The sequence below is a fragment of the Methylobacterium sp. GC_Met_2 genome (assembly GCF_026540795.1).
In the GTDB taxonomy this organism is placed as follows: Bacteria; Pseudomonadota; Alphaproteobacteria; order Rhizobiales; family Beijerinckiaceae; genus Methylobacterium.
The window spans coordinates 23,943-36,641 of the sequence record NZ_JALNUM010000019.1; the positions used below are offsets into that span (position 1 = coordinate 23,943).

Here is a 12,699-nt window from a genome sequence, read left to right on the forward strand (position 1 = left end):
CGCAGAGCATCGGCGGCGGCGGCGGCACCGGCGTCGGGGCGAGCGTCAACAGCATGGCCGGCAAGGGGATCACCCTCAACCTGAACGTCGGTGGCAGCGGCGGGTCCGGGGCGCAGGGCGGCGCCGTCACGGTGGAGAACCGCGGCACCGTGACGACGACCGGGGTCGAGGCGCATGCCCTGGTCGCCCAGAGCATCGGCGGCGGCGGCGGCAGCTTCGCCGCGCCGGCCGGCGACGACGCGGCGGCCGAGTCCGGGACTTCGGACGGGAAGACGGACGGCTCCGGGAGCGACGCCAGGGCGCTGGCGAACGCGCTGCTCGCGGCGCTCGACATCGTGCAGATCGCGCCGCCGGAGGATCCCGCCTCCGTCTCGGCGAAATCGGGCAGCCTGACGCTCGGCGGCTCCGGCGCCGTGGCGGGCGATGGCGGTTTCGTGAAGATCGTGCAGGACGGCACGGTCGCCACCAGCGGCTTCGGCGCCGTCGGCATCCTGGCCCAGAGCATCGGCGGCGGCGGCGGTCTCGCCTCCGTGGCGGCGGGGCCGGGCGGCCACCGGTACACGTTCGGGCTGGGCGGCTCGGGCGGCGCCGCGGGTGACGGCGGCACGATCCAGGTCAGGATAGGTTCAAGCGCGCAGGTCTCGACCACCGGCGACGCCGCGCCGGCCCTGCTGCTGCAATCGATCGGCGGCGGTGGCGGCTACGGCGGCGCCCATCAGGCGATGGGCTACGCGATTCCCTACGCGCTGCGGGACGGCAGCCGCGGCGACGGCGGGACGATCGCGGTCGCCCTGGAGAAGGGCTCCGTGATCCGCACCACCGGCACGGAATCCCACGGCCTCCTGGCGCAGAGCCTCGGCGGCGGCGGCGGCCTGCTCGTCGGCCTGTCGGGCGAGACGGCGACGGATCCCGTGCGCAGCCGCGCCGTGACCGGAAACGGCGGCGCCATCACCATCGACGCGTCCGGATCGATCATCGCCTCGGGCCTGGATGCCCACGCGATCTACGCCCAGTCGGGCGTCCAGCGCACCGACGGCAGCCTCGAGCCCGACCCAGGCCGCGGCGGCCGGATCGTCATCCGGGTGGACGGCGTCGTCACCGGCGGCAGCGGCACCGGCGCGGCGTTGCGCGTCGAGGGCGGCCGCGACAACCGGATCGCCATCGAACAGGGCGGCGTGGTCGGCGCGGCCTCGGGCCGCGCGATCACCGGCGCCTTCACCACCGGCACGATCACCAACCGCGGCACCGTGACCGGCGATATCGACGTGACCGGCGGCGGGCAGGCCGGGCGCGTCGTGTTCGACAACGGGTTCGACGGCACGGCGTCGGCGATCCTGCGCACCGGGCCCGAGGGCATCGTCGCGCTGGGCCGCGACGGGCTGCTGCGCAACGGCGCGATCCTCGATATCGGCGGCGTCGGCACGGTGGCGCAGGCGACCGTCACCGGCAACTTCGTGCAGAATGCGGCCGGCCGCCTGCTGGTCGACATCGCGCCGCTGGCCCCCGCGGGCGCGCCGCGCAACGACCTCCTGACGGTCAGCGGCACCGCGACCCTGGGCGGCGTGGTCGAGCCCCACATCGTCAGCGGCCTGCTGCCGGGGCGCTACACCTTCCTGAGGGCCGGGCAGGTCCAGGCCGTCACCGCCACCACGACCGACAGCGTCCTGCATTCCGGCGCGGTTCCGATCTCGTGGGCGCTGGCCTCGACCGCCGACGCCGTCGCGCTCAGCCCGCAGGCGCATTTCACGACGCCGGTGGGGATCACGCTCATTACCGACCAGCGCAACGTCGCGCAGGGCCTGCAGGATGCCTGGGACGGCAACACCACGCGGCTCGGCAACCTCTACGCCCGCTTCCTGTCGGTCGACAGCCAGAAGGGCTATGCCGCCGCGCTCGACGAGCTGAAGCCCGAATCCAACCAGGACACGCTGACCGACCGGACGCTCGACACCCGCAAGGGCCTGCAGCGGGCCATGAGCTGCCCCGCCTTCGTGGGCACCGGCACGCTGCTGCGCGAAGGCGAGTGCGTCTGGGGCCGCATCACCGGCACCAACACGCGGTACTTCTCGACCCCCGACGACGGCGGCTATCACCAGAACGCCCTGAGCTACCAGACCGGCCTCCAGACCGAGTTCGCGCCGGATTGGTTCTTCGGCCTGACCGGCGCCTACACCCGCGCGATCCAGAGCGATCCCGACCGGATCACCGGCACGACGAGCGATGCCGGCGACGTCTCGGCCGCGCTCAAGCATCAGGTCGGCCCCTGGCTGTTCGCGGCCTCGGCCAACGTCGGCTACGCCTGGGCCGACAACAAGCGCCTGATCGACTTCGCGGGGGCCCGCGCCACGGCGCGCAGCCGGTCCGAGATCCTCAGCGCCGGCGGGCGCCTGCGGGCGAGCTATCAGGTCCTGTTCGGCGACTGGTACATCAAGCCCTACGCGGATCTCGACCTGCTCTACAGCTACAGCCCGGCCTATTCCGAGTCGGGCGCGGGGGATTTCAACCTCGACGTCCGCCCCCTGGCCAAGACGCTCGTGGCGTTCAGCCCGAACGTGGAGATCGGCGGCCGGATCGATCTGGAGGGCGGGCGCTGGATCCGGCCCTACGGCACGCTGGGCATGATGGTCCTGTCGGACGACCACTTCACCGGCCGGGCGAGCTTCCAGGGCACCGGCGCGCTCGGGCGGTTCGCGACGGACTCGTCGATCCCCGACCGCCTCGGCGAAGCCGGGCTGGGGCTTCAGATCAGTCTCGGCAACGGCGTGGAGGTGACGGGCGAGTATCAGGCACAGGTCGGCGACCAATTCGTCGCGCAATCCGGGACCGCGCGCCTGCAATTGCGCTTCTGATACTTGGGTGCGGCCTGAAACCGCATCCACGATGGTTTTGCTGCGGAGACGAAGCCCCTGAAGACGCGCCGAGACCCATTCGCATGCGATCGGGCGGCCGATTGACTGCTTGATGTGACCACAATTTAGTCGTGTGCTATCTCTAGTTGAAACCAGACTGATTTGGGGGGAATCGAGCCGATGCGAATGTCGGGAGGCGTGAGCGCCCATCCGGGGCACGAGGAGCTGCAGGCCGTTCTCGACGATGCCGATGCTGTGGGCCGCTGGCAGATCGACGTGCGCCGGGGCGTCGTGATGGCCGATCCCATCGTGGCCCAGCTGTTCGGCTTCACACCCGAGTTCGGCGCGGCGGGCATCCCGTTCGAGACCTTCAACAACGGCGTCCATCCGGATGACCGCGCCCACGTCATGGAGCACATCCTCGGATGCGCGGAGGTCGGCGGGTGGTTCATCGCCGAGCACCGGGTCTGCTCGGCCGACGGCCAGATGCGCCGGATCCTGGCCCGCGGGAAGTTCGATCCGGACGAGACCGGCACCGTGGTGGCGGGCCGCGGCATCGTGGTGGATATCACGCAGAGCGACGCCTGCGACGATCCGCTCGTCGCCTCAAGGATATCCCAGGCGACGCCGCCGCTGGAGCAGGTCGTGGACCTCGTTCTGGCGAGCTACCGCACCCTCAAGGATCTGGGGGAGCCGAAGGCTGTGGCCCTGACGGAGGCGCTGCTGATGGAACTCGGCTTCTGCCTCGCCCGCGCGCAGGTGCGCGGCAGGCTCGCCCACCTGCATTGACCGGCCCACCTGCATTGACCGGATCGGCCGCCCGGCCCCGAAGCGTCACGCCGTGCCGACCCGGTATTGCCGGGGCGGCGTCGCGCCCGTGATGGCGAAGGCGCCGACGATCCGGTCCCGGTAGATCCGCGGATTGTGGGACGCGATGGTCCGCGCGTTGCGCCAGTGGCGGTCGAGCGCGAGCCCGGCCTTCACCGCGGAGGCGCCGAGGGCGTCGAACAGCGTCGTCGTCGCCTGCAGCACGAGATCGGTCACCACGCTCACCGCCTGGTTGACCTCGACATCGGCGAGCGTCGCGGCCCGGTCGGCCGCCGGGCCGTCCCCGGCCTGGTGGGCCGCGTAGGCCCGTTCGAGCGCTTCGGCGGCCTTCAGCACGATGGCGCCGGCCGCGTAGGCGTTGCCCCGGACCCGGCCGACCACCGCCTGGATCTGCGGATCGTCCGCGGTGCGCCCGGCATTGCCGTGGCTGTAGACCCGCGTGCGCTCGGCCACCAGCCGGGCCACGTCCTCGGCGGCCGCCCGGCCGATGCCGGCCAGCGTGGCGAGGTGCACGAGCTGGAAATACGCCATCGCGTAGGGGAAGCGGGGGGCATCCGGCTTGATCAGGTCCGGATCGAGCACGACGCCCGCGAAGGTCGCGGTGCCGCTGGCGGTCAGCGCCTGCCCGAACCCGTCCCAATCGTCCACGATGGTCACGCCGGGGGCCCGCACCGGCACCGCCGCGGTCACGGCCGCCCCGGATTCATCCTCGGCCGCCAGATGGATGTAGTCGGCAAATAAAGAGCCGGTGGTGTAGAATTTCCGGCCGTCGACCACGGGGTGCCCGTCCCGGTGGCGCACCAGCGTGTCGAACGCACCGACCTTGGCGGGGCCGGTCTCCGAGACGCCGCTGCCGATCGTCGCCCCGGCGGCGATCCGCGCGATCCAGGCGGCGCGCCATGCGGGCGACGACGAGCAGAGCGCGTCCTCGGTGAAGCCGAAATGCGCCCGCAGCGCGTTGGTGACGTTGGAATCGGCGCTCGACAGCTCGATCAGCAGGGCGAACAATTCGGGCAGGCTGGCGCCGTGGCCGCCCTCCGCCTCGGCGAGCCGCAGGGTCGTGAAATGCGCCTCCCGCAGCCAGCCGATCTCGGCATGGGGCAGGCCGCGGGTGCGATCCCGTTCCGCCGCGGTGGCCCGGATCTCGGCAAAGACCGGGCGGAAGCGCTCGGCCAGCGCCTCGTAGCGCGCGCTCGGACCCGCGCCCCAGCCCGCTTCCGTCTGCGACATGGCACCCATTCCCAATTCCAAGCCCGCCCAATTCCACGGCCACCCAATGGCAAGGCCGGCCAATTCCAAGCCCGGCCAATTCCAAGCCCGGCCAATTCCAAGCCCGCCCGATGGGCAGACCCATGGAATCGCGAAGTTCTTTTCCGATCTCAAGAGCGAACCGGCGTTCGGTCGCGCCTTTGGAAGGGTTATTTTTCCGTAGACGCCATCGGAATACTTTCATCTTGCGCGCGGCGGGGTGAGGGGAAAAACGGTTTCCCGTGTTCGGCGCAGTCGTTTCCGGTTGCAGCACCGATGACGCTGGCTCATCCGGGGCACGCGCGATCATTGTCGGCGCACGTTGTCGCCTACCAATCGGAACAGCATCGCTGCCGTTACGATCCGATGCAGGATCGACTTCCACGAGCGGCGGAAAGATCGAAAAACTGTTTCCTTGATCCTGGAATCGACCTCGGCCACCAATGGAGGCGGTCGCGATGGGGCGAAAAGCTTCGCCGACTCAGCGCCGAGTCCACGTCTCCGGCTCCTCATCCCACCTGACCCGATGCCCCCCGAGCGCCCGATGACCGACGAAACCCTGTCCCGGCGCCGGCTCCTGCGCGCCGGTCTCGGCGGAGCCGCCGCCGTGGCGCTCGGCGCGCCTTCCGTGCACGCGGCGCCGCGCGAGGTGAAGATCAGTCTGCAGCGCTCCTCGGTGCTGTTCACCGTGCTCAAGGTGAAGGGCACGCTGGCCGAGCGCCTCGCGCCGCTGGGCTTCGCGCCGAGCTGGCACCTGTTCACCAGTGTGATCGAGCCGATGACGGCGGGCGCGGTCGACATCCATGCCGACGTCGCCGACGCGGTGCCGATCTTCACGCAGGCGGCCCGGGCGCCCCTGACCTTCTACGCCCGCGAGCGCGGCGCACCCGCCGCCGAGGCGATCATCGTGCCCGCGGACTCGCCGGTCCGCACGGTGGCGGACCTCAAGGGCCGCACGGTCGGCGTGTCCCGAGGCTCGGGCAGCCACTACGTGCTGGCCGCCGCGCTCAAGCGTGCCGGGCTGACCTTCGCCGACATCAAGCCGGCCTATCTCCAGGCCCCCGAGGGCGCGGCCGCCTTCGAGCAGGGCAGCCTCGACGCGTGGTCGATCTGGGACCCGTTCCTCGCCTTCGCGGAGGCCAAGCGCCCGGTGCGGGTCATCGCCGACGCCGCCGGGCTGACGAGCTACCACCGCTACTACCTCGCCAACGACAGCTTCGTCGCCGCCCAGCCGGAGGTGGTGGCCACGATCTACCGGTCGCTGGTCGAGGCCGGCGCCTGGATGCGGGCGAACCCGCAGGCGGCCGTGGCGCTCCTGGCCCCGATCTGGGGCGACCTGCCGCCGCCCGTCGTGGCCGCAGCCAACAGCCGCCGCACCTACGCGGTCGAGCCGGTGGAGCGCGGCCAGCTCGGCGAGCAGCAGGCCATCGCCGACGTGTTCCACGAGGCCAAGCTCATCCCCCGCCGGATCGACGCCACCGCCGTGCCGATCTGGCAGCCGCCGGCCGGGCGGGGCTGAGCCGATGGCCGGCCCCGTCACCGCGCCCCGCTTCGGCATCTGGGCGGCCGTCCACGGCTCCCGGGCCGCGCACCACGATCCCGACGAGCCGGACGACGCCAGCTGGGCGCGCAACCGCGCCCTGGTGCTGGAGGCCGAGGCCCTGGGCTTCGAGTCCGTGCTGGTCGCCCAGCACACGATGAACCCCTACGACGCCGAGCGGGACCAGCTGGAGGCCTGGACCGCCGCGGCGGCGCTCGCGGCGCTGACCCGCCGCATCGAGATCATCGCGGCGATCAAGCCGGGGCTCTACCATCCGGTGGTGCTCGCCAAGATGGCGCTGCAGATCGAGCACATCAGCGGCGGCCGCTTCGCCCTGAACCTCGTGAATGCCTGGAACCGCGCCGAGTTCGAGCGGGCCGGCCTCCCCTTCCCCGCCCATGACGATCGCTACGCCTACGGGCGGGAATGGATCGGCCTCGTGGACCGGCTGATGCGCGGCGAGCGGGTCACTTTCGCGGGCGCGCATTTCGAGGTCGCGGATTACCAGCTTCGCCCCGCCGGTACCGTCCGGCCCCGGCCGACCCTCTATGTCGGCGGCGAGTCGGAGCCCGCCCGGGCGCTGGCGGCCGACCACGCCGATGTCTGGTTCATCAACGGCCAGCCGCTCGCCGACGTCGCGGCGCTGATCGCCGACGTGGCGCGGCGGCCCGCGGCCAACGGCCCGCTGCGCTACGGCCTCTCGGCCTTCGTGATCGCCCGGGACACCGACGCGGAGGCGCAGGCCGAGCACGCGCGGCTCCTCGCCCTGGCACAGCGCGACGCGGACCTGCGCGCCGACACCCGCGCCCGCACCGACACGGCCAGCGTGATGTTCGCCAAGACCGACGCGGCGGCCACCCGGCATGTCGGCACCAACGGCGGCACCGCGGCCGGGCTGGTCGGCAGCTACGAGACCGTAGCGGAGCGGATCCGCGCGTTCCACGCCGCCGGGATCGACCTGTTCATGCTGCAGTTCCAGCCGTTCGAGGCGGAGATGCGCCGCTTCGCCGGGCAGGTTCTGCCGCGCGTCCGCTGACCCGGAGCCCACCGATGACCGGCCGCACCCTGCATCTCAACGTCAACCTGCTGCATTCCGGCGTCTACCCGTCCGCGTGGCGGCTGCCGGGGAGCCGGCCGGACGCCTTCGTGGACATCGACCACTTCATCCGCGTCGCCCGCGTCGCCGAGCGGGGCAAGCTCGACGCGATCTTTCTGGCCGACACCCCGGCGATCAACGACCGGATCGACTACCGGCCGTTCAACGCCCTCGAACCCACGGTGGTGCTGGCGAGCATCGCGGCGGTGACGCGCCATGTCGGCCTCGTGGCCACCGCCTCGACCACCTACAACGCGCCGTTCAACCTCGCCCGCCGTTTCGCGAGCCTCGACCTCGTGAGCCGCGGCCGGGTGGGCTGGAACGTGGTGACCACCGCGGACGCCGCCGCGGGCCGCAATTTCGGCTTCGCGGGCGCCTCCGAGCACGGGGCGCGCTACGCAAGGGCGCGGGAATTCACCGACCTCGTCCACGCCCTGTGGGACAGTTGGGAGGACGACGCGTTCCTCGGCGACACGGCGCGCGGCCGGTTCATCGATCCCGCCAAGGTGCATGCGGTGAACCATCGCGGCGCGCACTACACCGTCGAAGGGCCGCTCACGGTGCCGCGCAGCCCGCAAGGGCGCCCGGTGACCTTCCAGGCGGGCGGCTCGGAGGACGGGCGCGAACTCGCCGCCGCCACTGCGGACGCGGTGTTCTCGCTCGCGCAGACCATCGCGGACGGGGTGGCGTATGCCCGGGACCTGCGGGCGCGGGCGGCGCGCTACGGGCGCGGGCCGGACGCGCTGGTGATCCTGCCCGGCCTCGCCACGGTGATCGGCTCCACGGAGGCCGAGGCGCGGCGGCGGCAGGACGAACTCTGGGATCTCGTGCCCCTGGAATACAGCCTCGCCCGGCTCGCCGGGACGCTGCGGATCGACCCCACGCGGCTCGAGCTCGACAAGCCTTTGCCCGACCCGCTGCCCCTGCCGCCGGACGCCAACCACACGATGTTCTCAGGCACGGTCGCGCTCGCCCGGCGCGAGGGTCTGACGGTGCGCCAGCTCCTGCGGGCGCTGGGCGGCGGCGTCGGCCACCGCATCATGGCGGGCACCCCGGAGGCGATCGCCGACGATATCGAGGCGTGGTTCCGGGCGGGCGCGGCGGACGGCTTCAACCTGATGCCCGACGTGCTGCCGGACGGGCTGGAGACCTTCGTGGACGCGGTCGTGCCGATCCTGCAGCGGCGCGGCCTGTTCCGCCGCGACTACGCGGGCGCGACCCTGCGCGACCATCTCGGGCTGGCACGGCCGCCGAGCCGCTATGCCAGCGGTGGGGCTTCGCTTTCTGCTTGAGGTTGCCAAGGCGTGGCACGCGGGATTATGGAGCGCCGCGCCCTCTTCGGAGCGGGCTTGCGGATGCACAAAACGTCATCGGACAGGGCTGACGGGCAGCCGCGCGTCTCCCTCCCCCCTCTGCGGGCTACGGGCTACACAGGTTTGCTGTCTCAGAAGGCTCAGTCGCTGGCTTGAAAGGGCGCGGGTCCCCTCTCCCGAGCGGGAGAGGGACAGGGTGAGGGATCAGGTCTTTCAGGATCGAGCGCATCGGTAACGCACCGTCAGGTGCGCGCCTCGTCCGGATAGTTCTCATCCCTCACCCCAACCCTCTCCCGCTCGGGAGAGGGGGCCGGTCGCGCTCTGTCATCAGTCTCGAGCCCGAACCCTGTGCAGCCCGTAGCTCTGCAGGGGCGGGAGACGCGCGGAAACGTCTCTGCCCCATCCGCCTCACGCCAACGACATGCGCAGCGGCGGCTCGACCTCCGGGGGCAGCGGCGAGACGTAGCCGGCCGCGCCCCGCCGCCGGGCGAGATCCGCCCGGGCGGCGTCCCGCAGGGCCGCATCGGTCAGCGCCAGGGTGCCGGTGGCCGCCATCGCCTTGGCGACCTGCACCATCGCCTTGTGGGCCGCCGGGGTCTTTCCCTGCGCCACCACCTGCCACGTATGGAACGGCGTGCCGATCGCCACGGTCGGGGCGTGCGCCTGCACGGTCGGCACCACCCAGCTCACGTCGCCCACATCGGTCGAGCCGATCGCGGGGTTGCGCGGGGCGTCGAGCGGCACGAGGAAATCCGCGAGCGGCGCCGCGGTCCGCGGCATCCCGATGGCACGGAACACGGCGTCGATGTCGCCGTCGCTGAGCGTCGCGCGGATTCGTTCGGCGAAATCCCGGTCGGCATCGTCGAAGGGCGGCGGCCCCAGCTCCTCCATCACCCCGTGGAGCGCCTGCTCCAGCGGCGTGTTGCCCAGGAGGTTCGACACGGCGCTGACGATCCGCACCTCGACCGCGGTCTCGGTCATCAGCGCGGCGCCCTGCGCCACCTTTTTCACCCGCTCCACCAGGGCCAGCATGCCGGGCAGATCGCGGGCGCGGATCGAGTAGCGCACGCGCGCCCCCGCCTGCACGACGTTCGGCGCGATGCCGCCCGCGTCGAGATAGGCGTAGTGCACCCTTGCATCCGAGGGCATGTGCTCGCGCATGTAGTTCACGCCGACGCTCATCAGCTCCACGGCGTCGAGCGCCGAGCGTCCGAGATGCGGAGCCGCCGCGGCGTGGGCGGTCCGCCCGGTGAAGGTGAAGTCCGCCCGCGTGTTGGCCAGCGCGGCCGGCGGCGCCACCTCCCAGAAGCTGCCCGGGTGCCAGGAGATCGCGATGTCGGCATCCGCGAAGGCGCCGGCGCGGACCATGAAGGCCTTGGCGGCCCCGCCCTCCTCGGCCGGGCAGCCGTAATAGCGCACGCGGCCGGGGGTGCCGGTCTCGGCGAGCCAGTCCTTGACGGCTGTGGCGGCCAGCAGAGCCGCCGAGCCGAGGAGGTTGTGGCCGCAGCCATGGCCGTGCCCGCCCGGCTCGATCGGCCGGGGCTCGGCCACGCCCGCCTCCTGCGACAGGCCGGGCAGCGCGTCGTACTCGCCGAGGAACGCGATGACCGGCCCGCCCTCCCCGGCCTCGCCCATCACCGCGGTGGGGATGCCGGCGACCGCTTCCGTGATCCGGAAGCCCTGGTGGCGCAATTCGGCGACGTGCTCGGCGCAGGAGCGCGTTTCCGTGTAGCAGACCTCCGGCATGCCCCAGACCCGCTCCGACAGGGCGATCAGCCGCGCCTTCCGGGCGTCGACATGGCGCCACACGGTGCTGCGGTTATCCATCGTGTCGTCTCCCGGTGTGGTCCCGATCGAACCCGCGCCACCCTGGCGGGCGTTCGTGCATGCAGGGCCGGGGCCAGGAAGGCGTCCGGCATGCCGGATCGTCAACACGTTTCGATTGAAGCGTCACTGGCCCGCCCCTTGCCAACACCGCATTCGGAATGGTGCTGTGCCCATCACGGCGGCAATCAGGAATGATCATGGACGAGCGGGATCTGCGCGGCCTCATCGGACGTGTGAAGGACGGCCGCCTGTCGCGGCGCGCCTTCGTGCAGCGGATGGTGGCGGTCGGCCTCAGCGCGCCGATGGCCGGGCTGATGCTGGCCGGCAACGGCGTGGCGATGGCGGCCGGTATCCGGGCCGGCTACAAGCCGACCAAGGCCGGCGGCGGCGGCGCGCTCAAGCTCCTGTGGTGGCAGGCGCCGACGCTGATCAACCCGCATTTCGCGGTCGGCACCAAGGATCAGGACGCCTCGCGGATCTTCTACGAGCCGCTCGCCGCCTGGGACCCGGACGGCAACCTCGTGCCGGTGCTGGCCGCCACGATCCCGTCCAAGGAGAACGGGGCGCTGGCCGCCGACGGCCGCTCGGTGGTCTGGACGCTCAAGCCGGGCGTCAAATGGCACGATGGCAAGCCGCTCACCGCCGACGACCTCGTGTTCACCTGGGCGTATGCCCGCGATCCCGCCACTGCGGCGGTGACGGCCGGCTCCTACAAGGATTGCACGGTCGAGAAGATCGACGACCTCAGCGTCCGGGTCCTGTTCGACAAGCCGACACCGTTCTGGTGCGACGCCTTCGTGGGCATCGTCGGGATGGTGCTGCCGCAGCACCTGTTCGGCCCCTATAGCGGCGCGAAATCGCGCGACGCGCCGCAGAACCTCGCCCCCGTGGGCACCGGCCCGTACCGGTTCGTGGAGTTCCGGCCCGGCGACATCGTCCGCGGCGCGCGCAACCCGGATTACCACCTGCCGAACCGGCCGTATTTCGACACGATCGAGATGAAGGGCGGCGGCGATGCGGTCTCGGCCGCCCGCGCCGTGCTCCAGACCGGCGAGTACGACTACGCCTGGAACATGCTGATCGAGGACGAGGTGCTGAAGCGCCTGGAGACCGGCGGCAAGGGCCGGGTCGACGTGGTCTACGGCGGCAAGCTGGAATTCCTGCTGCTGAATGCCACCGACCCGAACGTCGAGGTCGACGGCGAGCGGTCCTCGATCACCACCAAGCACCCCGCCTTCTCGGACCCGAAGGTAGCCCGAGCGATGAACCTGCTGGTCGACCGCAAGTCGATCCAGACCTACATCTACGGCCGCACCGGCAAGGCCACCGCCAACACGGTGAACGGCCCCGAGCGCTTCGTCTCGAAGGATACCAGCTTCGCCTTCGACCCGGCACGCGCCAACGCGCTCCTCGACGAGGCCGGCTGGACCAAGGGCTCGGACGGGATCCGCGCCAAGGACGGCAAGACGCTCAAGCTGGTCTTCCAGACCTCGATCAACGCCCCGCGCCAGAAGACCCAGGCGATCATCAAGCAGGCGGCCGCCAAGGCCGGCATCGCGATCGAGCTGAAATCGGTCACCGGCTCGGTGTTCTTCTCCTCCGATCCGGCCAACCCCGACACCTGCACGCATTTCTACGCCGACATGGAGATGTACGCCTACAGCATGACCCAGGCCGATCCGGCGATCTGGCTCTTGATGTACGCCTCCTGGGAGGTCGCCCAGAAGGCCAACAAGTGGCAGGGCCGCAACGTCGTGCGCTGGCGCAACGACGCCTACGACAAGGCCTACACCGCCGCCCAGAGCGAGCTCGACCCGGTCAAGCGCGCAGCGCTGCTGATCACCTGCAACGACCTCGCGGTCTCCGAGAACGTGCTGCCGCTGATCCACCGGGCCGAGGTCTCGGCGGTGGGCGCCACGCTCACGGCGCCCCGCAGCGGCTGGGACAACGACCTGTCGTTCCTGCCCGACTGGTACCGGGAGGCCTGAGCGGGAGCGC

General features: G+C 71.5%; 8 protein-coding genes. 6 read left to right on the forward strand and 2 right to left on the reverse strand.

Annotated features, from left to right (window positions below):
* The first annotated feature begins 1,973 nt into the window (after positions 1-1,973).
* Both OXS49_RS09550 and OXS49_RS09555 read left to right on the forward strand, forming a co-directional pair.
* Complete coding sequence (locus tag OXS49_RS09550) at positions 1,974-2,849, forward strand: autotransporter outer membrane beta-barrel domain-containing protein (RefSeq protein WP_267423777.1); 876 nt, start codon at positions 1,974-1,976, stop codon at positions 2,847-2,849.
* Positions 2,850-3,029: 180 nt separating this feature from the next.
* Positions 3,030-3,638, forward strand: coding sequence for a PAS domain-containing protein (locus OXS49_RS09555; protein WP_244007259.1), 609 nt, complete (start codon positions 3,030-3,032; stop codon positions 3,636-3,638).
* Positions 3,639-3,683: 45 nt separating this feature from the next.
* Here OXS49_RS09555 and OXS49_RS09560 read toward each other — a convergent pair whose 3' ends face one another.
* Positions 3,684-4,907, reverse strand: coding sequence for an acyl-CoA dehydrogenase family protein (locus OXS49_RS09560; RefSeq protein ID WP_244007261.1), 1,224 nt, complete (start codon positions 4,905-4,907; stop codon positions 3,684-3,686).
* Positions 4,908-5,469: 562 nt separating this feature from the next.
* Here OXS49_RS09560 and OXS49_RS09565 point away from each other — a divergent pair.
* The 3 genes from OXS49_RS09565 to OXS49_RS09575 are packed head-to-tail and all read left to right on the forward strand — an operon-like array spanning position 5,470 to position 8,853.
* Complete coding sequence (locus OXS49_RS09565) at positions 5,470-6,444, forward strand: ABC transporter substrate-binding protein (protein ID WP_267423762.1); 975 nt, start codon at positions 5,470-5,472, stop codon at positions 6,442-6,444.
* Between the two features lie 4 nt (positions 6,445-6,448).
* Positions 6,449-7,501, forward strand: coding sequence for an LLM class flavin-dependent oxidoreductase (locus OXS49_RS09570; RefSeq protein ID WP_267423763.1), 1,053 nt, complete (start codon positions 6,449-6,451; stop codon positions 7,499-7,501).
* 14 nt (positions 7,502-7,515) lie between these two features.
* Complete coding sequence (locus tag OXS49_RS09575; RefSeq protein WP_267423764.1) at positions 7,516-8,853, forward strand: LLM class flavin-dependent oxidoreductase; 1,338 nt, start codon at positions 7,516-7,518, stop codon at positions 8,851-8,853.
* A 429-nt stretch (positions 8,854-9,282) separates the two neighbouring features.
* Here the strand turns inward: OXS49_RS09575 and OXS49_RS09580 are convergent, their stop codons facing one another.
* Positions 9,283-10,701, reverse strand: a complete 1,419-nt coding sequence (locus tag OXS49_RS09580) for a M20 family metallopeptidase (RefSeq protein WP_267423765.1) — start codon at positions 10,699-10,701, stop codon at positions 9,283-9,285.
* Positions 10,702-10,898: 197 nt separating this feature from the next.
* Here OXS49_RS09580 and OXS49_RS09585 point away from each other — a divergent pair, with 197 nt between their 5' ends.
* Positions 10,899-12,689, forward strand: a complete 1,791-nt coding sequence (locus tag OXS49_RS09585) for a peptide ABC transporter substrate-binding protein (RefSeq protein ID WP_267423766.1) — start codon at positions 10,899-10,901, stop codon at positions 12,687-12,689.
* Positions 12,690-12,699: the final 10 nt, after the last annotated feature.

Coding starts and splice junctions, on each gene's coding strand:
- OXS49_RS09550 (WP_267423777.1), top strand. CDS start 1,974: ATGAGCTGCCCCGCCTTCGTGGGCACCGGCACGCTGCTGCGCGAAGGC.
- OXS49_RS09555 (WP_244007259.1), top strand. CDS start 3,030: ATGCGAATGTCGGGAGGCGTGAGCGCCCATCCGGGGCACGAGGAGCTG.
- OXS49_RS09560 (WP_244007261.1), bottom strand. CDS start 4,907: ATGTCGCAGACGGAAGCGGGCTGGGGCGCGGGTCCGAGCGCGCGCTAC.
- OXS49_RS09565 (WP_267423762.1), top strand. CDS start 5,470: ATGACCGACGAAACCCTGTCCCGGCGCCGGCTCCTGCGCGCCGGTCTC.
- OXS49_RS09570 (WP_267423763.1), top strand. CDS start 6,449: ATGGCCGGCCCCGTCACCGCGCCCCGCTTCGGCATCTGGGCGGCCGTC.
- OXS49_RS09575 (WP_267423764.1), top strand. CDS start 7,516: ATGACCGGCCGCACCCTGCATCTCAACGTCAACCTGCTGCATTCCGGC.
- OXS49_RS09580 (WP_267423765.1), bottom strand. CDS start 10,701: ATGGATAACCGCAGCACCGTGTGGCGCCATGTCGACGCCCGGAAGGCG.
- OXS49_RS09585 (WP_267423766.1), top strand. CDS start 10,899: ATGGACGAGCGGGATCTGCGCGGCCTCATCGGACGTGTGAAGGACGGC.